General features: G+C 73.2%; 21 protein-coding genes and 2 pseudogenes. 10 read left to right on the forward strand and 13 right to left on the reverse strand.

The genetic code is table 11. The features are described 5' to 3' along the window. Positions 1-113 precede the first annotated feature (113 nt). Complete coding sequence (locus ACLGIH_RS04885; protein WP_416523973.1) at positions 114-917, forward strand: enoyl-CoA hydratase/isomerase family protein; 804 nt, start codon at positions 114-116, stop codon at positions 915-917. 52 nt (positions 918-969) lie between these two features. On the opposite strand, the gene ACLGIH_RS04890 is transcribed toward ACLGIH_RS04885, so the two are convergent. Both ACLGIH_RS04890 and ACLGIH_RS04895 read right to left on the reverse strand, forming a co-directional pair. After that, entirely contained in the window at positions 970-1605 is a 636-nt protein-coding gene (locus ACLGIH_RS04890) for a DJ-1/PfpI family protein (RefSeq protein ID WP_416523974.1), read from the reverse strand. 26 nt (positions 1606-1631) lie between these two features. Continuing rightward, positions 1632-2597 carry a GlxA family transcriptional regulator gene (locus ACLGIH_RS04895; RefSeq protein WP_416523975.1) on the reverse strand — a complete coding sequence of 322 codons (966 nt, stop codon included), beginning with the start codon at positions 2595-2597 and terminating at the stop codon, positions 1632-1634. Positions 2598-2707: 110 nt separating this feature from the next. Between ACLGIH_RS04895 and ACLGIH_RS04900 the strand changes: the two genes are divergently transcribed. From ACLGIH_RS04900 to ACLGIH_RS04910, 3 genes are all read left to right on the forward strand, one after another. Beyond that, positions 2708-3577: an SCO6745 family protein gene (locus tag ACLGIH_RS04900; protein WP_416523976.1), complete on the forward strand. Its 870-nt coding sequence runs from the start codon at positions 2708-2710 to the stop codon at positions 3575-3577. Positions 3578-3662: 85 nt separating this feature from the next. Then, positions 3663-3794, forward strand: a complete 132-nt coding sequence (locus tag ACLGIH_RS04905; RefSeq protein ID WP_416523977.1) for an LPFR motif small protein — start codon at positions 3663-3665, stop codon at positions 3792-3794. Between the two features lie 118 nt (positions 3795-3912). After that, a complete protein-coding gene (locus ACLGIH_RS04910; RefSeq protein WP_416523978.1) occupies positions 3913-6246 on the forward strand; it encodes a Tex family protein in 2334 nt (777 codons plus the stop codon). Positions 6247-6300: 54 nt separating this feature from the next. On the opposite strand, the gene ACLGIH_RS04915 is transcribed toward ACLGIH_RS04910, so the two are convergent. After that, positions 6301-7350 (reverse strand): oxidoreductase, encoded by a 1050-nt coding sequence (locus ACLGIH_RS04915; RefSeq protein ID WP_416523979.1) that lies wholly within the window; start codon positions 7348-7350, stop codon positions 6301-6303. Between the two features lie 65 nt (positions 7351-7415). Here ACLGIH_RS04915 and ACLGIH_RS04920 point away from each other — a divergent pair, with 65 nt between their 5' ends. Then, positions 7416-8369, forward strand: coding sequence for an FAD-dependent oxidoreductase (locus tag ACLGIH_RS04920; protein WP_416523980.1), 954 nt, complete (start codon positions 7416-7418; stop codon positions 8367-8369). A 14-nt stretch (positions 8370-8383) separates the two neighbouring features. Here ACLGIH_RS04920 and ACLGIH_RS04925 read toward each other — a convergent pair whose 3' ends face one another. From ACLGIH_RS04925 to ACLGIH_RS04935, 3 genes are all read right to left on the reverse strand, one after another. Beyond that, on the reverse strand, positions 8384-10114 hold the full coding sequence (locus ACLGIH_RS04925) for a BCCT family transporter (RefSeq protein WP_416523981.1): 1731 nt from the start codon (positions 10112-10114) through the stop codon (positions 8384-8386). Positions 10115-10194: 80 nt separating this feature from the next. Further along, positions 10195-11481 (reverse strand): M14 family metallopeptidase, encoded by a 1287-nt coding sequence (locus ACLGIH_RS04930; protein WP_416523982.1) that lies wholly within the window; start codon positions 11479-11481, stop codon positions 10195-10197. Continuing rightward, entirely contained in the window at positions 11478-13433 is a 1956-nt protein-coding gene (locus tag ACLGIH_RS04935) for a Xaa-Pro dipeptidyl-peptidase (protein ID WP_416523983.1), read from the reverse strand. The genes ACLGIH_RS04930 and ACLGIH_RS04935 overlap by 4 nt, the downstream gene beginning before the upstream one ends. A gap of 188 nt (positions 13434-13621) precedes the next feature. On the opposite strand from ACLGIH_RS04935, the pseudogene ACLGIH_RS04940 reads away from it, so the two are divergent. Together ACLGIH_RS04940 and ACLGIH_RS04945 are read left to right on the forward strand one after the other, a co-directional pair. Next, positions 13622-14549, forward strand: a pseudogene (locus tag ACLGIH_RS04940) (gluzincin family metallopeptidase); the annotation flags it as partial. A gap of 88 nt (positions 14550-14637) precedes the next feature. Beyond that, a pseudogene (locus tag ACLGIH_RS04945) lies at positions 14638-15339 on the forward strand (MerR family transcriptional regulator); the annotation flags it as partial. 114 nt (positions 15340-15453) lie between these two features. Here ACLGIH_RS04945 and ACLGIH_RS04950 read toward each other — a convergent pair. From ACLGIH_RS04950 to ACLGIH_RS04965, 4 genes are all read right to left on the reverse strand, one after another. After that, positions 15454-17658 (reverse strand): 3-hydroxyacyl-CoA dehydrogenase NAD-binding domain-containing protein, encoded by a 2205-nt coding sequence (locus tag ACLGIH_RS04950; RefSeq protein WP_416523984.1) that lies wholly within the window; start codon positions 17656-17658, stop codon positions 15454-15456. 34 nt (positions 17659-17692) lie between these two features. Beyond that, the gene (locus tag ACLGIH_RS04955) at positions 17693-18907 is read right to left on the reverse strand and encodes an acetyl-CoA C-acetyltransferase (RefSeq protein ID WP_416523985.1); all 1215 of its coding nucleotides are present in this window, start codon (positions 18905-18907) and stop codon (positions 17693-17695) included. Continuing rightward, a complete protein-coding gene (locus ACLGIH_RS04960) occupies positions 18904-20091 on the reverse strand; it encodes a CaiB/BaiF CoA transferase family protein (protein WP_416523986.1) in 1188 nt (395 codons plus the stop codon). The genes ACLGIH_RS04955 and ACLGIH_RS04960 overlap by 4 nt, the downstream gene beginning before the upstream one ends. A 96-nt stretch (positions 20092-20187) precedes the next feature. Then, positions 20188-20343, reverse strand: a complete 156-nt coding sequence (locus tag ACLGIH_RS04965) for a hypothetical protein (protein WP_416523987.1) — start codon at positions 20341-20343, stop codon at positions 20188-20190. Positions 20344-20444: 101 nt separating this feature from the next. Here ACLGIH_RS04965 and ACLGIH_RS04970 point away from each other — a divergent pair, with 101 nt between their 5' ends. Continuing rightward, positions 20445-21623: a saccharopine dehydrogenase family protein gene (locus tag ACLGIH_RS04970; protein ID WP_416523988.1), complete on the forward strand. Its 1179-nt coding sequence runs from the start codon at positions 20445-20447 to the stop codon at positions 21621-21623. Between the two features lie 31 nt (positions 21624-21654). On the opposite strand, the gene mmpA is transcribed toward ACLGIH_RS04970, so the two are convergent. Beyond that, on the reverse strand, positions 21655-21801 hold the full coding sequence (gene mmpA, locus ACLGIH_RS04975; protein ID WP_416523989.1) for a morphogenic membrane protein MmpA: 147 nt from the start codon (positions 21799-21801) through the stop codon (positions 21655-21657). Between the two features lie 204 nt (positions 21802-22005). Between mmpA and ACLGIH_RS04980 the strand changes: the two genes are divergently transcribed. Next, positions 22006-22200, forward strand: a complete 195-nt coding sequence (locus ACLGIH_RS04980) for a hypothetical protein (protein WP_416523990.1) — start codon at positions 22006-22008, stop codon at positions 22198-22200. Here ACLGIH_RS04980 and ACLGIH_RS04985 read toward each other — a convergent pair. Both ACLGIH_RS04985 and ACLGIH_RS04990 read right to left on the reverse strand, forming a co-directional pair. After that, on the reverse strand, positions 22197-22901 hold the full coding sequence (locus ACLGIH_RS04985) for an endonuclease V (protein ID WP_416523991.1): 705 nt from the start codon (positions 22899-22901) through the stop codon (positions 22197-22199). The genes ACLGIH_RS04980 and ACLGIH_RS04985 overlap by 4 nt on opposite strands. 153 nt (positions 22902-23054) lie before the next feature. After that, positions 23055-23378, reverse strand: a complete 324-nt coding sequence (locus ACLGIH_RS04990; RefSeq protein WP_416523992.1) for a plasmid stabilization protein — start codon at positions 23376-23378, stop codon at positions 23055-23057. Between the two features lie 252 nt (positions 23379-23630). Between ACLGIH_RS04990 and ssgD the strand changes: the two genes are divergently transcribed. Next, on the forward strand, positions 23631-24047 hold the full coding sequence (gene ssgD / locus ACLGIH_RS04995; RefSeq protein ID WP_416523993.1) for a spore wall synthesis regulator SsgD: 417 nt from the start codon (positions 23631-23633) through the stop codon (positions 24045-24047). Positions 24048-24071: the final 24 nt, after the last annotated feature.

Here is a 24071-nt window from a genome sequence, read left to right on the forward strand (position 1 = left end):
CGCGTCTCTCCTCTCCCCGTGTGTCTCCTTGTGCCCGCCGTGGCGTAACTCTCACCCCGCGCCGACCGCCCGCTCTTGATCACGTCCGCTGCCCGGCCGATAGCATCCGGCGCATGGAGCCCCAGCTGCTGCACCACGTCGCCGACTCGGTGGCCACGGTCGTCATCCGGCATCCGGCCAAGCGCAACGCCATGACGGCCGCGATGTGGAGCGCCCTGCCGCCGCTGCTCGACGCGCTGGCCCACGATCCGGGGGTGCGGGCGCTGGTGCTCACCGGTGAGGGCGGGACGTTCTGCGCCGGGGCCGACATCTCGACGCTGCGCGGTTCGGCGGCGGCGGCTCAGCGGCTCGCGGTGGCCGCCGAGGAGGCGCTGGCCGCGTTCCCGAAGCCCACGCTGGCGGCCGTGCGCGGGCACTGCGTCGGCGGCGGGGCACAGCTGGCGGCCGCCTGTGACCTGCGGTTCGCCGAGGAGGGTGCGCTGTTCGGGGTGACCCCGGCGAAGCTGGGGGTCGTCTATCCGGCGTCCGCTACCCGGCGGCTGGTGTCCTTGGTGGGGCCGGCCACCGCCAAGTACCTGCTGTTCTCCGGCGAATTGATCGACACCGAGCGGGCGCTGCGCACGGGTCTGGTCGACGAGGTGCGGCCGGCGGGCGAGTTGGACGGGCGGGTCGCGGAGTTCACCCGCGTCCTGGTCTCGCGGTCGCAGCTGACGCAGGCGGCGGCGAAGGAGTTCGCCGACGGCCGCACCGACCGGGACGGCCACTGGGCCGCGCAGGCGCACGGCAGCGGCGACACCGCGGAGGGCGTCGCCGCGTTCCTGGAGCGCAGACAGCCGCGCTTCACCTGGTCCACGTCGGGACGAGCCGGTCCACGTGAGGATGTGCGGGCCCGCTTGGGGACGAGGGGGTCCGCGTGAGGGTGAGGCGGCCCACCCCAGGGTGAAGCGGCCCACCTGAGGGTGAAGCCGCCTACGTCAGGACGAAGCGGCTGCGGGCGTGGAACTCCTCGACGAGGTGCGCGGGCGCCTTCTGCGGGGAGCCGGCGTCGTAGGGCGGCTGCGGGTCGTACTCGGTCAGCAGCTGCACGGCCCGCGCGTGGTCGTCGCCGGCGATCCGGCCGAGCAGGGTGAGGCCCATGTCGATGCCGGCGGAGACACCGGCGGCGGTGACGTACTTGCCGTCGGTGACCACCCGATCGCCGGTCGGCTCGGCCCCGAACCGCTTCAGGTGGTCCAGGGCCAGCCAGTGCGAGGTGGCGCGGCGGCCGTCGAGCAGACCGGCGGCGGCGAGCAGCAGGGAGCCGGTGCACACCGAGGTCGTCCAGACGCTGGTGGCGTCGGCGGCGCGCAGCCAGTCCAGGAGGGCCGCGTTCTCCATCTGCGGGCTCTGACCGGGGCCGCCGGGGACGACGACGATGTCCGGGGCCGGTACCTCGGCCAGGCTGCGGTCGGCGACGAGGGCGAGGTTCCCCGTGTCGGTGCGGACGGGGCCGGTCCGTTCGGCGACGAAGACGGTGTCCGCGTCCGGGAGGCGGCCGAGGGTCTCGTACGGGCCCACGGCGTCCAGGGCGGTGAAGCGGTCGTAGAGGACGATGGCGATCTGCATGGCTTCCTTCCGGTGGGTGGTGCCGGTCAGCGGGCGGGGGGCGAGGCGGGCCGGAAACGGCGGCGGTACTCGGCCGGGCCGGTCCCGAGGGTCCTGACGAAGGCGCGGCGCATGGCCTCGGGCGTGCCGTAGCCGCTGGCGCGGGAGATCTCCTCGACGCCGTCGCCGGTGTCCTCCAGCAGGCGGCGGGCGTGTTCGAGGCGCACCCGGTCCACGTACCGGCCGGGCGTCATGCCGGTCTCGGCCCGGAAGGCGCGGGCGAAGTGGCGCGGGGAGAGTCCGGCGCGGGCGGCGAGCGCCTCGACGCCCAGGTCGGCGCCGGGGTGCTCGGTGATCCACTGCTGAACGTCGCGCAGGGGCGCACGGCGGGCGGTCTGGGCGGCGAGCTGGGCGCTGAACTGTGCCTGGTTGCCGGGCCGGCGCAGGAAGACCACCAGGTGGCGGGCGATGGTGAGGGCCGCCTCCCGGCCGAGGTCCTCCTCGACCAGCGCGAGGGCGAGGTCGATCCCCGAGGTGACGCCGGCGGACGTGGCGACGTGTCCGTCCCGGATGTAGATGGGGTCGGGGTCCACGACGACGGCCGGGTGGTCGCGGGCGAGCTTGTCGCAGTACGCCCAGTGCGTGGTGGCCCGGCGGCCGTCCAGCAGGCCGGCCTGGGCGAGCAGGACGGCGCCCGTGCAGACGGAGACCAGGCGCCGGGCTCGCGGCGCGCGCTCGCGCAGCCAGTCGGTCAGGCGCGGGTCGGGGCTGCGGGTGCCCTGGCCGCCGGGGACGAGCAGCAGGTCCGGGTCCGGTGCGTCGGCGAGCGCCTGGTCCGGTACGAGGGTCAGGCCGCCGGAGGTGCGCACGGGGCCGCCGTCGAGGGAGGCCGTCCGGACGCGGTAGATGCCCGGCGTGTGCTTCTCGGCGCCCGCGAAGACCTCCACGGGGCCGGTGACGTCGAGGCTCTGCACGGCGTCGAAGAGGACGACGAGAACGCTCCGCTGCGGCATGGACACGATTCTTCGGCCTCCCGTCGGCGTCCGCAATGACGACTTCCCCACCTTTCCTGCCATCGGCACACCCCTGGATGACGTACTGAGCGGTTGGTAACCTGCGCGGCATGACGACTGCCGCCATCGACCGGCGCCCCGGGCGCCGCTGTCACAACGCGCTCAACTCGCTGCACTCGACGCACTACTTCTCGCCCGACCTGGGCCGGGAGATGGGCGCGTTCGGGGTCACCGACCCCCGGGCCGTCAACTTCGCCGCGCGGGCCGCCGCGCTCGGGCCGGTGGGGCCGGGCACGGTGACGGCGACGTTCTACAACTACAAGTACGACCTCGTGGCGCGGCACCTGCCGGCCGTGTGGCAGACCGTCTCCCCGGAGCAGGCGCTGGCCGCACGCGTGCGCGCCGTCGACGCGACCCTGCGCCGCCTGCTGGGCGAGGAGGCGCTGGCGTCGGCGGAGATGGCCGAGGCCGCGCGGCTGGCGCTGCGGGCCGCCGAGGCCTGTTCGCGCGGCGCCCGGCCGCTGTACGCCGCGCACGCCGACCTCCCCGTGCCCGAGGAGCCGCACCTCGCCTACTGGCACGCCGCCACCCTGCTGCGCGAGCACCGGGGCGACGGGCACCTCGCCGCGCTGATGGCCGCCGGCCTGGACGGGCTGGAGGCGTTGGTGAGCCACACCGCGACCGGCAAGGGCATGACGCCGAAGTGGGCGTGCGGCACGCGCGGCTGGTCCCGGGAGGACTGGGACGCCGCGGCGGACCGGCTGCGGGACCGCGGGCTGCTCGACGACGGCGGCGAGCTGACCGAGCGGGGCGTGGCGCTGCGCGAGGAGATCGAGCAGGAGACGGACCGGCTGGACGCGGCTCCGTACGAGCATCTGGGCGCCAAGGGCGTAGCCCGGCTGACGGAGCTCGGGACGGCGTTCGCGCGCGCGGCGTTCGCCGCCGGCGCGTTCCCGGCGGACCTGGTCGGCAAGAGCTGACCGGGCCGGGCGGGCATGCCGGAGCAGTGACGAGGTACCCGTCTCTGCCGGTCACCGCGGCCGGGAGAGAACCAGGGAGGACTTCGTGTTCCGTGCCATCGCAGACGTTCTGCGCCAGATCGGCGGCGCCGTCGCCACCGTCGTGACGCTGCCCTTCCGGGCCCTGGCCCGGCTGTTCGGCGGCGCTTCGGGCTCGACCCGCGGCCGCCGGGTCTGAGCGCGCCCCGCCGGAGCGGCCCTGATCCCCGGTTGCCGGTGCCACCTGCCACAATTGCCGCGCAACCTCAGTGAGAAGGCGGTACGGGATCGTGACGACACCCGGGTCCAGCGGGTCCATGGCAGTAGGGTCGATCGAAGGCAGGATCGCCGAGGAGCTCGGCGTACGGGAGCGGCAGGTGAAGGCCGCGGTCGAACTGCTGGACGGCGGTTCGACGGTGCCCTTCATCGCGCGCTACCGCAAGGAAGCGACCGAGATGCTCGACGACGCGCAGCTGCGCGCGATCGAGGAGCGGCTGCGCTATCTGCGGGAGCTGGAGGAGCGGCGTACGGCGATCCTCGACTCCGTGCGCGAGCAGGGCAAGCTCACCGAGGAGCTGGAGCGGCGGATCCGCGAGGCGGAGACCAAGGCGCGCCTGGAGGACGTCTATCTGCCGTTCAAGCCCAAGCGGCGGACGAAGGCCCAGATCGCTCGCGAGGCGGGGCTGGAGCCGCTGGCGGAGGGCCTGCTCGGCGACCCGGGTCTGGAGCCGCTCGCCGCGGCGGCGGCGTACGTCGACGCCGGCAAGGGTGTCGCCGATCCGCAGGCCGCCCTCGACGGCGCGCGGGCGATCCTCACGGAGAAGTTCTCGGAGGACGCGGACCTGATCGGCGAGCTGCGCGAGCGGATGTGGGTGCGCGGGCGGCTCGCCGCCAAGGTCAAGGAGGGCAAGGAGGAGGCCGGCGCCAAGTTCGCCGACTACTTCGACTTCGCCGAGCCGTTCACCGAGCTGCCCTCGCACCGGATCCTGGCCATGCTGCGCGGCGAGAAGGAGGAGGTCCTCGACCTCGTCCTGGAGCCGGAGGAGCCGACCGACGGGCCGTCGTCGTACGAGGGGATCGTCGCCAACCGGTTCGGGATCGCCGACCGCGGCCGGCCGGGCGACAAGTGGCTCACGGACACCGTCCGCTGGGCCTGGCGCACCCGGATCCTCGTCCACCTCGGCATCGACCTGCGGATGCGGCTGCGCACGGCCGCCGAGGACGACGCCGTGAACGTCTTCGCCGCGAACCTGCGCGACCTGCTGCTGGCCGCCCCGGCCGGCACCCGCGCCACGCTCGGCCTGGACCCGGGCTTCCGTACGGGCGTGAAGGTCGCCGTCGTCGACGCCACCGGCAAGGTGGTCGCCACCGACGTCGTCCACCCCCATGTGCCGGCCAACAAGTGGGACCAGGCGATCGCCCGGCTGGCCCGGCTGGCCGAGGAGCACGCGGTCGAGCTGATCGCCATCGGCAACGGCACGGCGTCCCGCGAGACCGACAAGCTCGCCGGGGAACTGATCGCCAGGCACCCGGAGTTGAAGCTGACGAAGGTGATGGTGTCTGAGGCCGGCGCGTCGGTGTACTCGGCCTCCGCCTTCGCCTCGCAGGAGCTGCCCGACCTGGACGTGTCGCTGCGCGGCGCGGTGTCCATCGCCCGCCGGCTCCAGGACCCGCTGGCCGAGCTGGTGAAGATCGACCCCAAGTCCATCGGGGTCGGCCAGTACCAGCACGACCTGTCCGAGGTGAAGCTGTCGCGCTCACTGGACGCGGTGGTCGAGGACTGTGTGAACGGCGTGGGCGTGGACGTCAACACGGCCTCCGCGCCGCTGCTGGCCCGCGTCTCCGGGATCACCTCGGGGCTCGCCGAGAACATCGTGGCGCACCGGGACGCCAACGGACCGTTCACCTCCCGGGGCCAGCTGAAGAAGGTGCCGCGGCTCGGCCCGAAGGCGTACGAGCAGTGCGCGGGCTTCCTGCGCATCCGCGGCGGTGACGATCCGCTGGACGCCTCCAGCGTGCACCCGGAGGCGTATCCGGTGGTGCGCCGGATGGTGAAGACCTCCGGGCAGGAGGTGGCCGCGCTGATCGGCAACACCTCGGTGCTGCGGTCGCTGAAGCCGGCGGACTTCGTGGACGACACGTTCGGCCTGCCGACGGTCACGGACATTCTGAAGGAGCTGGAGAAGCCGGGGCGCGACCCGCGGCCCGCGTTCCGGACGGCCACCTTCAAGGAGGGTGTGGAGAAGATCTCCGACCTGTCGGCCGGGATGGTGCTGGAGGGCGTCGTGACGAACGTCGCGGCGTTCGGGGCGTTCGTGGACGTCGGTGTGCATCAGGACGGGCTGGTGCATGTGTCCGCGATGTCCAAGACGTTCGTGAAGGATCCGCGGGACGTGGTCAAGCCCGGGGACATCGTGAAGGTGAAGGTGCTGGACGTCGACATTCCGCGGAAGCGGATTTCGCTGACGCTGCGGCTGGACGACGAGGCCGCTCCGCAGGGCGAGCGGCAGCGCGGCGGGCGGCCGCCGCAGCAGCGGCAGCAACAGCGGCAGGGCCAGGGCCGGCAAGGGCGGTCCGGGGGCAAGCCGCGGCAGGCGCCGCCGGCCAACGGGGCGATGGCCGACGCCCTGAGGCGGGCCGGGTTGGCGTAGGCGGCCGGTGCGCCGGGTGCCCCCATCGTTGCCGGGGCGCCGGCCGCCCGCGGACTAGGATCCCACCGGTGTCACCAGGACGCTGGTCGATGCCCTCGCCACCAGGTAGGACTGGCCCCGGAGCGCCTTGGGGACGAGGGGGACGCGGTGGGTGCCCGGTTCGAGGTGGGCGTCGGCCAGGTCGTGGGTGTGGGTGCGGTGCAGGCGGTCGAGGCGGTACGCGGTGAGGCGGACCCGGCAGGGTGAGGTGACCTCGATGCGGGCCGCGCCGTCGGTCACGGACAGGCGGGTCAGGCGGCGCCGCTCGGCCGGCACCCGGTCCAGGGCGTGCTCGATCTGGGCGACCAGGAGCGGGACGATCGGGGCGAGGCCGTCGACGTACGCCACGTCGAGTCCGGCGCGCTCGAAGGCCGTGCGCACGGCGGCGCGTTCCGCCTCGGGGACCGCGCGGCCGAAGGCGACGGCGGCGTAGCAGCTCAGCTCCTCCGGCGGGACGTCACCGGCGTCGCGGGTGATGTCGGCGCCGATGCCGATGGTGCGCAGGGCGGCGGCCAGTCTGGCCAGCACGGCGACCCGGGCGCCGATCAGCAGGACGCGGCTGCGCGGACCGGCTGCGGCGCCGTCGAGCAGGGCGGTGAGCGCCGCGCGGTACTCGGCGCCGGCGAAGCGGAACGGGCCTATGCCGTGGTAGCCGTTGAGCTCCAGGTCGGCCCGTTCGCCGGTCTGCCAGGCGAAGTCGCGCCAGACGTAGTCCTCGCCGTCCTCGCCGTCCTCGCCGTCCTCGCCGTCGCGCCGGATCACGGCGGTCACGGCGCCGCAGGCCAGGTCCGCGCACTCGGGACAGCCGTAGATGACGTACCGGCCACCGGCCAGGGGCGCCTCGGCCTCCAGGAGCAGTGCGCGGACCTGCGCGGTGAAGATGGCGGGCGGGATGTCGGAGGCGAGCGGGGAGACGGCGTCGAGGTCGCTGAGGCGGTACAGCAGCGGGCGTCCGTCGACGATGAAGTCCACGAAGTCGCGGTGCGCCTGGTAGTCCCCGTCGGTGCGGACGCCCCCGGCCCGCATCGCCGGTGCCAGGCCGAAGGTCGCGTACTCGGCAGCCATGCGGTGAGTATTCCCGCACCGGGTGCGGTCTGCGCACGGCTGACACATTCCGCTAACGTCCCCGTGTGACAGGCGGACGAGATGACGAGACCGTCGTGGTCGGCGGCGGGGTGATCGGGCTGACGACCGCCGTGCTGCTCGCCGAGCGGGGGCGACGGGTGCGGCTGTGGGCGCGGGAGCCCGTCGAGCGGACCACCTCGGCGGTCGCGGGGGCGCTGTGGTGGCCGTACCGGATCGAGCCGGTGGCGCTCGCGCGCAGGTGGGCGCTGCGCTCGCTGGAGGTGTACGAGGAGCTCGCGGCGCGGCCGGAGGTGACCGGCGTGCGGATGGCCGAGGGGGTGCTGGGCGAGACCGGGCTCGGCGACGTGGACGGGTGGGCCGCGGCCCGGCTGCCGGGGCTGCGGGCGGCGACCGCCGCGGAGTACGGCGGCTCCGGCCTGTGGGCACGGCTGCCGCTCATCGACATGTCGACTCATCTGCCGTGGCTGCGGCAGCGGTTGCTGGCGGCGGGCGGCGTGGTGGAGGAGCGTGCGGTGACCGGCCTGGCCGAGGCCGCGGCGCCGGTCGTGGTCAACTGCACGGGACTGGGCGCCCGTACGCTCGTGCCCGACCCGTCGGTGCGCCCGGTGCGCGGGCAGCTGGTCGTCGTGGAGAACCCCGGCATCCGGACCTGGACGGTGTCGACGGACCCCGTCTCCGGCGAGATGGCGTACTTCTTCCCGCAGCCCGGCCGGCTGGTGCTGGGCGGGACGGCGCAGGAGGACGACTGGTCCGAGGAGCCGGACCCGGCGGTGGCGGCGGCGATCGTCCGGCGGTGTGCGGCGCTGCGGCCGGAGATCGCCGGTGCGCGGGTGCTGGAGCACCGGGTGGGGCTGCGGCCCGCCCGGCACGCGGTGCGGCTGGAGCGCGAAGCGCTGCCGGACGGGCGGCTGCTGGTGCACAACTACGGACACGGCGGCGCCGGGGTGACCGTGGCGTGGGGGTGTGCGCGGGAGGCGGTGCGGCTCGCCTCCCGCTGAACAGATCCCTCCGGTCAGCCGTGCTTGCCGATCGGGTCGCCCTCGACGTCCGTGCCGGGGCCCGGCCCGATGCGGATCTCGAAGTCGCCCTCGTACCGCTTGTGCCCCTCGATGACGGCCAGCTCCACGGCTTCGTCGGCCATGGCGCCGCGCACGATCACCGGGTCGCGGCGCAGGTCGCGCATGAGGGCGACGCACATGAAGATCATCACGACGATGAAGGGTGCCGCCGCGAGGATCGTGAGGTTCTGCAGGCCGGTCAGCGCGTCGCCCTGACCGCTGCCGACCAGCAGCATGATGGCGGCCACCGCTCCGGTGACCACACCCCAGAACACCACGACGACACGGCTCGGTTCGAGCGCCCCCTTCTGCGAGAGGGCGCCCATCACGATGGAGGCCGCGTCGGCGCCCGAGACGAAGAAGATGGCGACGAGGATCATCACCAGCAGGCTGGTGACGGTGGCCACGGGGAACTCCTGGAGCACCGCGAAGAGCCGGCCCTCCGGCGTCGCCTCCTCGGGGAGCCGGCCCTGCTCCTGGAGCTTCATCGCCGATCCGCCGAAGACGGCGAACCAGATCAGGCTGACCGTGCTGGGCACGAGGATGACACCGCCGATGAACTGGCGGATCGTCCGGCCGCGGCTGATCCGGGCGATGAACATGCCGACGAACGGCGTCCAGGAGATCCACCACGCCCAGTAGAAGACCGTCCAGCTGCTCAGCCAGTCGGCGACGCCCTCGCCGCCACTGGCCTCGGTGCGGGCCGCCAGGTCCGGCAGTTCGCCGAGGTAGGAGAAGACCGAGGTGGGCAGCAGGTCCAGCACGACGACGGTGGGGCCCGCCACGAACACGAACAGGGCGAGGATCAGGGCGAGCACCATGTTGGTGTTGGACAGCCACTGGATGCCGCGCTCCACGCCCGAGACGGCGGACGCGACGAACGCCACGGTCAGCACCGCGATGATGCCGACGAGCAGCCCGGTGCTCACCGTGTCCATCCAGTCCAGCTCCTGCACCCCGGAGCCGATCTGCAGGGCGCCGAGGCCGAGCGAGGCCGCGGAGCCGAAGACGGTCGCCACGATCGCCAGGATGTCGATGACCCGGCCCCCGACGCCGCCGGCGTGCTTCTCGCCGATCAGCGGGGTGAAGACGGCGCTGATGGTCTGGCGGCGGCGCCTGCGGAAGGTGCTGTAGGCGATGCCGAGGCCGACCACCGCGTAGATCGCCCACGGGTGCAGCGTCCAGTGGAAGAGGGTGGTGGCCATGGCCGTCTCCATGCGCTCACCGGAGTCGCCCGGCGAGGTGCCCGGCGGGGGCGCCATGTAGTGCGCCAGCGGCTCGCTCACGCCGTAGAACATCAGGCCGATGCCCATGCCTGCGCTGAACATCATCGCGACCCAGGACACGGTGCGGAATTCGGGTTCCTCGCCCTCCGCACCGAGGTGGATCCGACCGTAGCGGCTGGCCGCGAGCCAGAGGGCGAAGACGACGAAGCCCGAGGCGGCCAGCATGAACGCCCAGCCGCCGTTGTGCATCAGGCCGCTGAGCATGCTGCTGGAGGCGTCCTCCAGCGAGTCGGTGGCGGCGGCGCCCCACACGACGAAGGCCAGGGTGAGCGCCGCCGTGACGCCGAACACGACCCGGTCGGTCCGGGGGCGTTTCTCCTGCCCGGGAAGACCCGCCTCCGAACCCGGAAGCGCGGTTCCCTCCGGATGCTCTGCGTCACTTGGCCGATCGTGCGTCACAGGCGGCACCTTTCACCGAATCGATGAGGCGGATGTTGCTGGGTACGCCCCTACCACAGTTGGCGCAAAACAAGCCCCTCTCAACAGCTCATGTCCGGTTCGCCCTCTGCTACGTGGTATGTCGCGCGCTCGTCGAGGAGCAGCGGCACGAGGGCGCGCAGCGGCTGCCGCAACGGTACGTAGGCGCCGTCGCCGGTGCGCTGTGCGCGTACGCCGTGCAGGGCGAGTTCGTCCTTCAGCTCCGCGTACTGGGCGGAGGTGAGCCGGTACCCGCAGGGCGGGTCCCCGATCACCTCGGACGGCTCGGGCGCGTCGTTGTCGGCGCCACCGAGGTAGACCGGGCCGCGGTCGGCGTAGCCGGAGTACCGGGCGGCGAGCGTGGCGGCCTCGATGCGTCCACGCCGTTCGTCCGCGTAGCCGAACAGGCCTCCGAGGGCGGCGAGTTGCGAGTGCACCCGGCGCCGGTTGTTCAGCGCCTCGTCGCGCCGCTCGGCGTCGGTGAGGGGGTCGACGCGGCTCTCGATGAGCAGGCCGATGGCGTGCTTGATTCCGGACATGTTGCGCAGGATGCGCTCCTGGCCGTCGCCGGCGGTCTGCTTGATGGGTTCGCCGGTGCCGGGGTCGGTCCAGATGCCGTACGTGCCGGTCGAGTAGCCGGCGTGTCCGGCGGCTGGGCGGACGTGGGCGCGGGACAGGGTCCGGGCCTCGTCATGGACGGCCTCGTGGGTGTTGAGGTTGCGCGGCCAGAGGTCGAACAGGTCCTTGTCGTAGTACGGGGGTGTGGCGCCGTACTCGTGCAGGTCGTAGACGACGTCGGGGCGGTGGTCGCGGACGACTGCGGCCAGGGCGCGGGCCTCGGCCGTCTTCAGGGCGAGGTGGTCGCGGTTGATGTCGACGCCGTCGCCGTTGCCGCGGGTGCCGGCGGCCCGGCCGTCGGGGTTGACGGTGGGCACGACCAGCAGGGTCGTACGGTCCAGGAAGCGACGGGTCTGCCGGTCCCGGGCCCAGGCCAGGTCGCGGACGGTGGACAGGCAGGCCTCGCGGCCGGAGGGTTCGTCGCCGTGCTGGCTGCACACGAGCAGCACCTTGCCGGGGGCGGAGCGCCTGCCGACGGTGACGAGCTGGAGGGGACGGCCCTGCTTGGTGGTGCCGATGCGGTCGACCGAGACCCGGTCGCTCGCGCGGTCGGCGGCGGCCAGCAGGGCCTGTTCCTCGGGCTGGGTGGTCCAGCGGGCCCCGTCGGACTTCTCGAAGCCGGTGCGGGGCGGACCGGCGTGCGCGGAGTCGGCGGCCCGGGCGGGTGCGGTGACGAGGGACGCGGCGAGCGCCGCCGCGGTGAGGGTCAGAACGGGGATGCGGTACTTCACTGGGCTCCCTCCGGGACGCGGTGCGTGGTGCGCGGCGCGGTCACGCCGTCCAGGGGCGTGGCGGCGGGCGCGGTGGCGGCCGTACCGGCGGTGGCGCGGGCGAACGCGGCGGTGCCGCCGACGAACGGTACGCAGGCGGCGGTGCGGGCCAGGTCGAGCGTGAGCGTCGGTGTGTCGGCCGGGGGGTCGATGAGGTCGCGGTCGGTGCCGGCGACGATCAGCGCGAGCCGGTGCCCGGCCGGGACGACGTGGTCGGTGGCGGCGAGGTCGAGGGTGATGGTGTGCGGCTTGCCCGGGGTGAGCGGGCGGCCGTGCCAGGGCGAGGCGTGGTTGCCGAGGTCGGCCCAGCCGCGGCTGACGACCGTGTGGTCCACGTCGGCCGTCTTCGCCGCCGTCTCCCGGTAGCAGGAGCTGTCGCCGGCCGTGCTCGCGCCCCAGCAGGTGCGGTGGTCGAGGGTGGTGATGCCCTCGCCGCGGTCGGCGTAGTCACGGATGGTGGCGGGGCCCAGGTCGACCAGGACGGCGGACAGGTGGGCCGTGGCGGTGGTGGGCGTGGCGGTGACGGTCACCGTCGAGGAGCCGGACAGACGCAGGTCGCGGGTGAGCGGGCCGGTGACGAACCCGGCCTTGTCCGGAGTGGGTCGGTCGATGTCCGCCGCCCAGTCGGTCTCGCCGCGCGACGGGTCGTCGGTGAAGGTCTCGGTGCCCCGGTCCGGCCGCAGGCCCAGGGTGCCGACGCCCGGTTCGGTGCCATCGGCGGGGCGCAGGGTGGCCGTGGCGGTGCCGTGCGGCGGCCAGCTGGCGGACGTGACCCACTGGTCGGGACGGCGCTCGATGTCGGCCATGGGCTCACGGTCGATGCCGTTGTCGTAGCCGAGGAGTTCGTGGTCGAACCAGCGGTGCAGCGTGCGGACCCACTCGGCGCGGCGGAAGTCGAACGGGTCGACGTGCCCGGTCTGGGAGAGCCAGATCTTGCGCTCGACGCCGTGCTCGGCGAGCGCGTCCCACCACGGGCCGACGTGCTGCATACGGACGTTGAGGTCCTGCAGGCCGTGGACGAGGAAGACGCTGGCCTTCACCTTGCCCGCGGCCTTCACGTAGTCGCGTTCGGACCACAGCCGGGTCCGGTCGCCGCTGCGCGGGGCGCCGTCGGCCAGCCTGCGCTGCACGGCGTCGCACCTGGCGCGGGCGTCGGGGCTGTTGACGTAGTTCGACAGCCAGTCGGGGCCGGAGTCGTACAGCGGGGCGCCCTCGGAGAAGTAGTAGTCGTACCAGGAGGAGATGGCGGCGATCGGGACGATGGTCTCCAGGCCCTCGACACCGGTGGCGGCGACGCCGTTGGCGATGGTGCCGTCCCAGCTCTTGCCGATCATGCCGGTGCGGCCGTTGGTCCAGTCGGCTTCGGCGCGTTCGGTGCCGGTGCGGGTGGTGTACGCCTTCGCCCGGCCGTTGAGCCAGTCGACGACGGCCTTCGCGGAGCGGATGTCGGACCGCCCGCCGACGTCTACGCAGCCGTCGGAGCGGTTGGTTCCGGCCAAGTCGACGCCGACGAAGGCGTAACCGCGCGGCACGAAGTAGTTGTCGTAGTACAGCGGCATCCGGTCGACGTCGCCGTCGGCGTCGTACGTCTTCCTCTGGCTCTCGTTGCCGCGCCCGCAGCAGGAGTAGTACGGGCTGGCGTCCATGATGACCGGGATCTTCCGGCCCTGCCGGGCGGGTTCGCGCGGGCGGACGATGTCGACGGCGACGCGGTCGCCGCGGCCGTCGCCGTCCCCGTCGAGTCCGGTGTCCACCCAGACGGCCTCGCGGATGGCGTGCTCGTAGGAGTGGACGGGCTTGCTCTCGCGCGGGGTGGCGTGGGCCGCGGTCGGCGAGAGCAGGGTGGCCATCAGGGCGGCCAGGGCCGCGGTCGCGAGCGGTCTCCAGTTCGTGAAGCGCATGCGTGTCGGCATGGGCGGACGGTACATCGGTCAACTGCCGTGCAGAAGAGGGCATCCGGGCACCGGTGCGGGGCGCGCGCCGGGTGTCGCATGACGGCCGAATGGCGATCGTGTGACGGTGGTGGCCATGGAAACGCCCGGGGGTGAGGCCTCTGAATGGGCTCCGAACGCACCTCGTGCCCCCACGACTTGGAGCGTTCGTGCACCGCAGAATCATCGCGCCGGGCGCACTGGCCGTGGCCTTCCTGATGCCGGCGATCCCGGCGTCGGCCGCGAGCGCCTCCCCCGGCGCCCCGGGCATCGGCGACCCCTACTACCCGGCCTACGGCAACGGCGGCTACGACGTCTCCCACTACGGCCTGCGCCTGAAGTACCGGCCGGCCACGGACCGGCTGGAGGGAACGGCGACGATCCTGGCGAGGGCCACGCAGGACCTGTCGCGGCTCAACCTCGACTTTCTGCTGGACGTCGGCGAGGTGCGGGTGAACGGCCATGAGGCGGCGTACCGCACCTCGGGCGAGCACGAGCTGGAGATCACCCCGGACGAGCCGCTGCGCAAGGGCTCACCGGTGACCGTCGTGGTCCGCTACAGCGGTGTGCCGTCCGAGCAGCGGGCGTACGGCTTCACCGGCTGGCACCGCAACCCCGGACGGCGGCGTCGCGGCCAACGAGCCCGAGGCGGCCTGGTGGTGGTTCCCCGGCAACGACCACCCGTTGGACAAGGCCACCTACGACGTGTCGGTACTGGTGCCGGACGGCACCCAGGCCATCTCCAACGGCACGCTGCAGTCGACGGGTTCGCGGCCGGGCTGGACCCGCTGGAACTGGCGGTCCGGCAAACCGCAGGCCACCTGTCTCGCGACGCCGGCGGTGGGGAGGTTCGACATCACCACCGGCACCACCGAGAGCGGCATCCCGGTCGTCAACGCCTACAGCGAGGATCTCGGTGCCCGCGCCGGTGCCGCGCGGGCCGGTGTGGAGCGGACCGGGGAGGTCGCCGAGTGGCTGACCGGCTACTTCGGGCCGTACCCGTTCAACGCGCTCGGCGGCTATGTGCCGAACACCACCCTGATCGCGGCACAGACCGAGGCAGCGCCTTCCCTCGCCGGGCGCCCTGCACACCATGGTCAATGTCACACAGAGTGACCTCGCACGGCTCCGTCCCAGAGGTCCACGGTGGTTTCACAGTATTGGTGAGACAGCGATACTGCTGCACATGGAGAGCCATGCCGAGGAGCTGACGCTGACGGTCGACGAGCTGGCCGCGCAGGCGGGTGTGACGGTGCGCACCGTCCGCTTCTACAGCACCAAGGGGCTGTTGCCGCCGCCCGTGATCGGGCCGCGCCGGGTCGGTCACTACGGCCGTGCGCACCTGGCCCGCCTCGCCCTCATCGAGGAGTTGCAGGGGCAGGGGATGACACTGGCCGGTATCGAGCGCTATCTGCAGCAGTTGCCGCCGGACCTGAGCGCGCACGATCTGGCCATCCACCGCGCGGTGGTGGCCTCCTGGGCCCCGGACTCCCAGGAGACGCTGACCCGCGAGGAACTCCGGCGGCGGGCGGGGCGGACACTGGGCGACGACGACGTGGACCGGCTGACGGCGATGGACGTGCTGCGGCCCGTGGCCGGCGGTTACCGCGTCGACCTCGGCCTGCTGCGGCTCGGCGTGCGGTTGCTGGACGTGCCGCTGTCCGAGGAGGCGATCCTGGCGGCGCGCAAGGTTCTGATCGAGCACTCGCGCGCCGCGGCACATGAGCTGTCCCAGCTCTTCCGCGGCGAGGTGGCGGAACGCGACGCCCGGGACGTGCGGTCCCTGTCGGCGCACATGCAGCCCCTGGTGGTGCAGGCGCTGCTGACGACGTTCCAGCGGTCGCTGCGGGAAGAGCTGGGCGAGTGGCTCACCGGGTCTCGCGCGGAAGACGCGTCGCGCGAGGCAGGCGCCTCGCGCGAGGCAGACGTCTCCCGCGCGGGAGACACATCGCGCACGGGAGACGCCTCGCGCGCCGGTGAAGCGTCACGCTCGTCAGGGGCGTCACGCGCCGGCTGAGTCGCTGAAGACCTCTCCCTTCTCGGCCTTCTCCACCAGCAGCGCCGGCGGCGCGAACCGGTCGCCGTAGCGCTCGGCGAGCTCCCGGGCGCGAGCCACGAAGCCGGGCAGCCCCGCACCCGCCCCGGCGTAGGCCTCGTAGCCGTTGATGTACTGGAGCACGCCGCCGGTCCAGCCCGGGAAGCCGATGCCGAGGATGGACCCGATGTTGGCGTCGGCGACGGAGGTCAGCACCCCCTCCTCCAGTAGCCGGACGGTGTCCAGCGCCTCCGAGAACAGCATCCGTTCCTGCATGTCCCGGAACGGGATCTCGTACCCCGGCCTGGTGAAGTGCTCGCGCAGGCCCGGCCACAGGTCGGTGCGGCTGCCGTCCTCGCCGTACTCGTAGAAGCCGGCGCCGCCGCTGCGGCCGGTGCGGCCGAACTCGTCGACCATGCGGTCGATGACGGCCTCGGCGGGGTGCGGGGTCCAGGTGCCGCCCGCCTCCTCAACGGCCCGCTTGGTCTCGGCCCGGATCTTGCGGGGCAGGGTGAGCGTCAGCTCGTCCATCAGGGACAGCACCTTGGCCGGGTAGCCCGCCTGCGCGGCGGCCTGCTCCACCGACGCGGGCTCGATGCCCTCGCCGACCATGGCGACGCCCTCGTTGATGAAGTGGCCGATGACCCGGGAGGTGAAGAAGCCGCGGGAGTCGTTGACGACGATCGGCGTCTTGTTGATCTGCCGGACCAGGTCGAAGGCGCGCGCGAGCGCCTCGTCGCCGGTGCGCTCGCCCTTGATGATCTCCACCAGCGGCATCTTGTCGACGGGCGAGAAGAAGTGCAGCCCGATGAAGTCGGCCTGGCGCTCGACGCCCTCGGCGAGTGCGGTGATGGGCAGGGTGGAGGTGTTGGAGCACAGCAGCGCGTCAGGGGCGACGACCTGCTCGACCTCCTGGAAGACCTTGTGCTTGAGGGAGGTGTCCTCGAACACGGCCTCGATCACCGCGTCGCAGCCGGCCAGGTCGGCCGCCTCCGCGGTGGGCGTGATGCGGGCGAGCAGCGCGTCGGCCTTCTCCTGCGTGGTACGGCCCTTGGTGACGGCCTTGGCGCACAGCTTCTCGGAGTAGCCCTTGCCCTTGACCGCCGCTTCCAGGGAGACGTCCTTCAGCATGACGTCGATGCCCGCGCGGGCGCAGGAGTAGGCGATGCCGGCGCCCATCATGCCGGCGCCGAGGACGGCGACCTTGCGGACCCGGCGGGGCTCGATGCCCTTCGGCCGGTTGGCGCCGGAGTTGACGGCCTGGAGGTCGAAGAAGAACGCCTGGATCATGTTCTTCGACGTCTGTCCGGCGGCCAGCTCGACGAAGTAGCGGGCCTCGATGACCTGGGCGGTCTCGAAGTCGACCTGGGAGCCCTCGACGGCGGCGGCCATGATGTTGCGCGGGGCCGGGTAGGGGGCGCCGTTCGTCTGCTTGCGCAGGTTGGCCGGGAAGGCGGGCAGGTTGGCCGCGAACTTCGGGTGGGCGGGCGTACCGCCGGGGATGCGGTAGCCGGGCCGGTCCCAGGGCTGGGCGGACTCGGGGTGGGCGTCGATGAAGGCGCGGGCCTTGGCCAGCATCTCCTCGGGGCTGTCGGCGACCTCGTCGACCAGGCCGTTGTCCAGCGCGCGGCGCGGGTTGTACTGCTGGCCCTGGAGGAGCACCTTCAGCAGCGCGTCGGCGATGCCGAGCAGCCGCACGGTGCGGACGACGCCGCCGCCTCCGGGGAGCAGGCCGAGGGTGACCTCGGGGCAGCCGATCTTGGAGCCGGGGGCGTCCAGGGCGACGCGGTGGTGGCAGGCGAGGGCGATCTCGTAGCCGCCGCCGAGCGCGGCGCCGTTCATCGCGGCGACGACCGGCTTGCCGAGGGTCTCGATGCGGCGCAGGTCGCGCTTGATCGCCATGCCGCCGTCGAACAGGTCCTGGGCGGTCTCCGGGGTGACGCGGATCAGGTCGCGCAGGTCGCCGCCGGCGAAGAAGGTCTTCTTGGCCGAGGTGAAGATGACACCGCGGATGGCCTCCTTCTCGGCCTCCAGGCGGTCGGTGACCGCAGCGAGCGACGCGCGGAACGCCTGGTTCATGGTGTTCGCGGACTGGTTCGGGTCGTCCAGGACGAGGGTGACGACGCCGGTGTCGTCCTGCTCCCAGCGGATGGTGGTGGACTCGCTGCTCATGAGGGTGTGCTCCAGGTGATCCGTCGGGAGGGGGTCAGATGCGCTCGACGATGGTGGCGATGCCCATGCCGCCGCCCACGCACAGGGTGGCGAGGCCGTACCGCTTGTCCTGGCGCTCCAGTTCGTCGACGAGCGTGCCGAGGATCATCGCGCCGGTGGCTCCGAGCGGGTGGCCGAGCGCGATCGCGCCGCCGTTGACGTTGACCTTGTCCAGGCTGAGGTCCATGTCCTTGACGAAGCGCAGGACGACCGCCGCGAAGGCTTCGTTGATCTCGACCAGGTCGATGTCGTCGATGGTCAGCCCGGCCTTGGCCAGCGCCTTGCGGGTGGCGGGGGCGGGGCCGGTGAGCATGATGGTGGGCTCGGAGCCGGACACGGCGGCGGAGACGATCCGCGCGCGCGGGGTGAGGCCATGGCGGTCGCCCACCTCCTTGGAGCCGATGGCGACCAGGGAGGCGCCGTCCACGATGCCGGAGGAGTTGCCCGCGTGGTGGACGTGGTCGATCTTCTCCACCCAGTGGTACTTCTGCAGCGCCACGGCGTCGAAGCCGCCCAGCTCGCCGATGTCCGCGAAGGACGGCTTCAGCCCCGCGAGGGAGTCGGCGGTGGTGCCGGGCCGCAGGTGCTCGTCGTGGTCGAGGACGGTCAGGCCGCTGCGGTCCTTCACCGGCACCACGGAGCGCTCGAAGCGGCCCTCCTTCCAGGCCGTGGCCGCCCGCTCCTGGGACAGGGCCGCGTACTCGTCGACGTCCCGCCGGGAGAAGCCCTCGATGGTGGCGATCAGGTCGGCGCCGATGCCCTGCGGTACGAAGTTGGTGGCGAGGTTGGTCATCGGGTCGTTGAACCAGGCACCGCCGTCGGAGGCCATCGGCACCCGGGACATGGACTCGACGCCGCCCGCGAGGACCAGGTCCTCCCAGCCGGAGCGCACCTTGGCGGCGGCCAGGTTGACGGCCTCCAGGCCCGAGGCACAGAAGCGGTTCTCCTGCACGCCGGCCACCGTGTCGGGCAGTCCGGCGGCGATGGCGGCGATCCGGGCGATGTCGGAGCCCTGGTCGCCGACCGGGCCGACCACGCCGAGCACGATGTCGTCGACGGCGGCCGGGTCGAGGCCGGGGAACCGCGCGCGGATCTCGTGGATGAGTCCGACGACCAGGTCGACGGGCTTGGTGCCGTGCAGGGCGCCGCTTGCCTTGCCGCGTCCGCGCGGGGTGCGGATCGCGTCGTACACATACGCTTCGGTGGTCACTGGCCGGCCTTTCGGTGAGGGTGGGAGAGCGGGGTCAGGAGCCGGGGGAGGTCCCAGTCGCGGGCAACGGCCTCGGTGTCGGCGCCCGGCCGGGCGGGGCCGGTGCGGACGGCGGTCGGGGTCGCGGAGAAGCGGGGTGCCGGGGCGGGCTGGGTGATGCCGTCGTGGTCGGTGAAGGTGCCGCGGGCCGCCAGGTGCGGGTGGTGCGGGGCCTCGCGCAGGGACAGCACCGGTGCGACACACGCGTCCGAGTCCGCGAAGACGGCCGTCCACTCGTCCCTGGTACGGGACTTGAAGCGGGCGGCGATGGCCTCCCGCAGCTCGCCCCAGCGAGTCGGGTCGTCGCGGGCCGGGGCCCGGTCGGGGATGCCGAGGAGCGCCGTGAACTCGTCGTAGAACCGGCGCTCCAGCGCCCCGACCGCCATGTACTGCCCGTCGGCGGTCTCGTAGGTGCCGTAGAACGGGCAGCCGCCGTCGAGGAGGTTGGCGCCGCGCCGGTCCTGCCAGCCGCCGGCGGCGAACATGCCGTGGATCATCGCGGAGAGGTGGGCGGCGCCGTCCACGATGGCGGCGTCCACCACCTGCCCGGTGCCGGTGGCACGCGCGTGGTGCAGGGCGGCGAGGATGCCCACGACCAGGTAGAGGGAGCCGCCCGCGTAGTCGCCGAGGAGGTTGGCGGGGACGGCCGGCGGCTCGTCGGGGCTGCCGATCATGCCGAGGGTGCCGGTGGGCGCGAGGTAGGCGATGTCGTGCCCGGCGCGCGAGGCGAGGGGGCCCTCCCGGCCCCAGCCGGTCATCCGGCCGTAGACGAGGCGCGGGTTGCGGGCGTGGCAGGGCCCGGGGCCGACGCCGAGGCGCTCGGCGACGCCGGGGCGGTGGCCCTCGATCAGCACGTCGGCGCGGGCGGCCAGGTCCAGGACCCGGCCGGGGCCGTCGGGTGCCTTCAGGTCGACGATCACCGAGCGCTTGTTGCGGTTGGTGACGTCGTACGCGGGGTCGATCGCGAGGCCGGGGCCGCCGGGCCGGTCGACGCGGACCACGTCGGCGCCGAGGTCGGCGAGGAGCATGGCGGCGAAGGGGCCGGGGCCGATGCCCGCCAGCTCGACCACCCGCACGCCGGTGAGCGGACCGTGCGGTGGCGGCGTCGGCGCCGTGGGCGGTCCCGTGGTCGGTCCGGTGGTCATCCAGCCCCCAGTGTGTGACACAACTGATGTAACACCAGTGATGCTAGGAACGTGTTCCAGTCGGCACAAGGCCCGGGCGAGCAAGCGCTTAGACAATTATGCGCCGCGGGCGCCCGCCGGGCCGGTTCGGCGTGCCGGACCGCGCCGCGCCGGGCAGCCGGTGTGCCGCGCCCGCCAGCCACCCTGTTTCTTCTCCCGCTTCACCAGGGCGTCCGTCAGGACGTTCGTCGGCACGTTCTGGGACACGGCCACCTGCGCACCTCCGGGCTCGTGGTCGGGCTCCGCACGGTTCACGCTAGCCTCGGCCACCGACAACGGCGCGTGCTGCCGACCGAAGAACGGCGGAGGATGTCATGAGCAGGCCCAACAGGGACGACCGTCCGTACGATGTGGTGCTCTTCGGAGCGACGGGGTTCGTCGGCGAGCTGACCGCACGGTATCTGGCCGCGCACGCACCCGAGGGGCTGCGCTGGGCGATCGCCGGACGGAGCGAGGACAAGCTCCGCCGGTTGCGTGAACGACTGCCCGGCGCCGGGGACGCCGGGGTGCTGCGGGCCGACTCGGCCGATCCCGCCTCGCTGCGCGAACTCGCCGGGCACGCGCGCGTGGTGGCCACGACGGTGGGCCCCTACCTGCGCTACGGAGAGGGACTCGTCGCCGCCTGCGCGGAGGCCGGTACGGACTACCTCGACCTCACCGGTGAGCCGGAGTTCGTCGACCTGATGTACGTCCGCCACGACGCACGCGCGCGGGAGACCGGCGCCCGGCTGGTGCACGCCTGCGGCTTCGACTCGGTCCCGCACGACCTCGGCGCGTACTTCACGGTCCGGCAGCTGCCGGAGGGCGTGCCGCTGAGCGTGGACGGCTTCGTGACGGCGAGCGGGATGTTCTCGGGCGGTACGTTCGCCTCCGCGCTGGGCCAGTTCGCCCGCGGGCGGCAGCTGGCGGCGGCGGCGCGGGAACGGCGCCGGTACGAGCCGCGCCTGGTGGGCCGGCGGGCGACGACGCCGGCGGCCGCGCCGCGGTTCGCCGCGGAGATCGGTGCCTGGGCGCTGCCGCTGCCGACCATCGACCCGCAGATCGTGCGGCGCTCGGCGAAGGCGCTGGAGCGCTACGGCCCCGACTTCCGCTACCGGCACTACGCGGCCGTGCGGCACCTGCCCGTGGCCGTGGGCGGGGCGGCCGGCCTCGGGGCGCTGGTGGCGGCGGCCCAACTGCCACCGGCCCGGCGCTGGTTGTCGGGCCGCCTCAGGCCCGGGGACGGGCCGAGCCCGGAGAAGCGGGCGAGGAGCTGGTTCTCGGTCCGGTTCGTGGGCGAGGGCGGCGGCCGGCGGGTGTTCACCGAGGTCGCGGGCGGCGACCCCGGGTACGACGAGACGGCGAAGATGTTCGCCGAGGCGGCGCTGTCCCTGGCCCTGGACGACCTGCCGGCCACGTCCGGGCAGGTCACGACGGCGGTGGCGATGGGCGACGCGCTGATCGACCGGCTGCGCGCGGCGGGCCTGCGGTTCCGGGTGGCCGCGACCCGCTGAGGCGCCGCCCCGTCCCGCCCTGCGGCGGTTCCTACAGCCCCCACCCGGCGAGGGTGTAGATCATCCCGCCGATCCAGCCCACCCCGGCCAGGACCCCGAGGACAAGTGCCGCGTTGACGGCACGCTCGACGGGCCGGCCGGGGCGGGCTGCGGGCTTCGGGGCGCGATGTGTCGTCATGCGCCCAGGCTGCCGGCGCCGGCCCCGCCGGCACATCCGTACGGATACTCAGACGGCCTGGGCGATACGCCTCTCGACCGCCGCCCGCCCCACCACTCCCCCGGGCGCCCCCCGGTTTGAGGGTTGCGCGCGCCCGGACGCCCCGGTGCCGACGAGCACGGGCACGCAAGTGCCAACAAGCACTTCAATGAAACCCTTGAAGGTATGAAATTCCTTCTCGAAGTCACCATGGACGACGACGCTCTGGCCCGGGATCCGGCGGGGGAACTCGGACGGATCCTGCGCTACTGGGGCGGCAACCTGAAGCACTACGAGCTGCGGCCCGGCGACGGTTCCGCCGTCTACGACTCGGAGTACCGGGAGGTGGGCCGCTGGACCGTCGAGGGCCGGGACGCCTAGCGGCCGCGGTCCGGGCGGAGGGCCTCGCGCAGCGCCCCGCGGCACAGGGCGTCCGCCCTGCGGGTGGTCTCCGGCAGACGGTAGGCCGGGGTCAGCGCCAGGGTGTGGGCGCAGGCGTTGTCGAGGCCCACGCGGTGTCCGACGGAGACGAACACCGGCTTGACGGCGTCCCGGGTGCGCAGGGCCCGGCCGACCTCCTCGGTGCCCGCGCGCAGTGCCGACGCACTGCCGCGCGGCGCGTCCGGGTCGTCATACGTGAAGGTGAACGGGTTCTTGGCCACGCCGATGGTGGGCAGTCCGGTGAGGACGCCGAGGTGGCTGGCGAGGCCGAAGCGGCGGGGGTGGGCGAGTCCGTATCCGTCGCAGACCACCAGGCCGGGCGGTCGGTCCAGCGCGTCGAGGGCGGCGAGGACGGTCGGGATCTCGCGGAAGGCGAGCAGGCCGGGCACGTACGGAAAGGAGATCCGTCCGACGGCGGTGGCCTCGGCGACCACCGTGAGCGTCGCGGCGTCCAGGACGACGGCCGCGGCGGCGACGACGTCCCGCTCGTCGTCGTAGGCCACGTCGACGCCGGTGACATGGCCGGTGCCGGGCGGCGGCCCCGGTTCGTCGAGCACCACGCGTGCCCGCAGTTCGTCCTGGACGGCACGGGCCTGCGCCTCGGTGGCGGGCCAGCCCTCGGGGATGCGTACGGTCGTCATGGTGGCCACGAGCCTACGGGTGCCCGCCCGTTCGGGTGAGCGCCGGCCCCGGCCGCCGGCGTCCGGGTACGACGACCCCCGCGACGGCGGATGATCAACGCCGGCGCGGGGGACCGTGCGGCCGGTGGCCGGAGCGGATGCGGGGGCGCGGGGTCACTTGCCCAGCGCGCGCTGCAGCTCGCTCTTGTTCATGTTCGAACGACCGGAGATGTCGCGGCGCTTGGCCTCCTGGTACAGCTGGTCGTAGGTCTGCCCCTGGGAGCCCTGACCGGACCGTTCGCCGCCCCGCTTGCTCGGGGACTTTCCCCGCGTCGATGACTTGCTCGCGCTCTTGGACTCCCCGGTCCGGGCGCGTTCCTTGTTCACCGTCCGGGCGGCCATCTCCTTGGCGCGGCCGGTGCTCGCGCCGCGCTCCTCGGCGCTCTCCTTGATGTGCTCGTACTGCCGCTCCCGTTTGGAGCTGGATCCGCGTGGCATGTCCGCTCACTTCCTTTCCTCTGCAGCGAACGGATACCCACGTTACGGACAAACGCGACACCCCGCGCGGCGGCAAGTGGCGTACGGGGCGCCCGGGGAGAGCCGTGTCACTTGTGTCCCGCCGCCGAGCATGAACGCGGTGACAGAGGTCACTCGCCTCTCGTGTGCACGGATCGGCGCGTTCCGTCGTCTTTTCCGGTGCCCGGCCGTCCGCCCGCCATGTCCGTCCAGCCGTCACGAGGGAGCAAGGCGTTGTCCACCGTCATAGAGCAGCCCGTCGAGGCACGCCTCGTCGCCGCCGCGCCCCGCATGCCGAGCATTCCCGCGATGCTGCACTACGACCAGCGCGACCCGTTCGCCGTCCGCATGACCTTCCCCGCCCCGGCCACGCTGGAGGGCGTGGAGGTGTGCTGGACCTTCTCCCGCGAGCTGCTGGCCGCGGGCATGGAGGAACCCGGCGGCCAGGGCGACGTGCGCGTGCGGCCGTACGGGTACGACCGCACCGTGCTGGAGTTCCACGCCCCCGAGGGCACCGCCGTGATCCACGTCCGCTCGGGCGAGCTGCGCCGGTTCCTCAAGGCCGCCAACGAGCTGGTCCCGGTCGGCCTGGAGCACCTCCAGCTGGACCTGGACCACGACCTGGCGGAGCTGATGCGCGGCACCTGCTGACACCGGCGTGCGGCCCCGGCCGGC

This window comes from Streptomyces hamibioticus, assembly GCF_047946815.1.
Lineage (GTDB): Bacteria > Actinomycetota > Actinomycetes > Streptomycetales > Streptomycetaceae > Streptomyces.

Excerpts from the sequence above, each read along its gene's own strand:
- ACLGIH_RS04885 (WP_416523973.1), top strand. The coding sequence starts at position 114 with ATGGAGCCCCAGCTGCTGCACCACGTCGCCGACTCGGTGGCCACGGTC.
- ACLGIH_RS04890 (WP_416523974.1), bottom strand. The coding sequence starts at position 1,605 with ATGCAGATCGCCATCGTCCTCTACGACCGCTTCACCGCCCTGGACGCC.
- ACLGIH_RS04895 (WP_416523975.1), bottom strand. The coding sequence starts at position 2,597 with ATGCCGCAGCGGAGCGTTCTCGTCGTCCTCTTCGACGCCGTGCAGAGC.
- ACLGIH_RS04900 (WP_416523976.1), top strand. The coding sequence starts at position 2,708 with ATGACGACTGCCGCCATCGACCGGCGCCCCGGGCGCCGCTGTCACAAC.
- ACLGIH_RS04910 (WP_416523978.1), top strand. The coding sequence starts at position 3,913 with ATGGCAGTAGGGTCGATCGAAGGCAGGATCGCCGAGGAGCTCGGCGTA.
- ACLGIH_RS04915 (WP_416523979.1), bottom strand. The coding sequence starts at position 7,350 with ATGGCTGCCGAGTACGCGACCTTCGGCCTGGCACCGGCGATGCGGGCC.
- ACLGIH_RS04935 (WP_416523983.1), bottom strand. The coding sequence starts at position 13,433 with ATGCCGACACGCATGCGCTTCACGAACTGGAGACCGCTCGCGACCGCG.
- ACLGIH_RS04950 (WP_416523984.1), bottom strand. The coding sequence starts at position 17,658 with ATGAGCAGCGAGTCCACCACCATCCGCTGGGAGCAGGACGACACCGGC.
- ACLGIH_RS04960 (WP_416523986.1), bottom strand. The coding sequence starts at position 20,091 with ATGACCACCGGACCGACCACGGGACCGCCCACGGCGCCGACGCCGCCA.
- ACLGIH_RS04970 (WP_416523988.1), top strand. The coding sequence starts at position 20,445 with ATGAGCAGGCCCAACAGGGACGACCGTCCGTACGATGTGGTGCTCTTC.
- mmpA (WP_416523989.1), bottom strand. The coding sequence starts at position 21,801 with ATGACGACACATCGCGCCCCGAAGCCCGCAGCCCGCCCCGGCCGGCCC.
- ACLGIH_RS04980 (WP_416523990.1), top strand. The coding sequence starts at position 22,006 with ATGAAATTCCTTCTCGAAGTCACCATGGACGACGACGCTCTGGCCCGG.
- ACLGIH_RS04985 (WP_416523991.1), bottom strand. The coding sequence starts at position 22,901 with ATGACGACCGTACGCATCCCCGAGGGCTGGCCCGCCACCGAGGCGCAG.
- ACLGIH_RS04990 (WP_416523992.1), bottom strand. The coding sequence starts at position 23,378 with ATGCCACGCGGATCCAGCTCCAAACGGGAGCGGCAGTACGAGCACATC.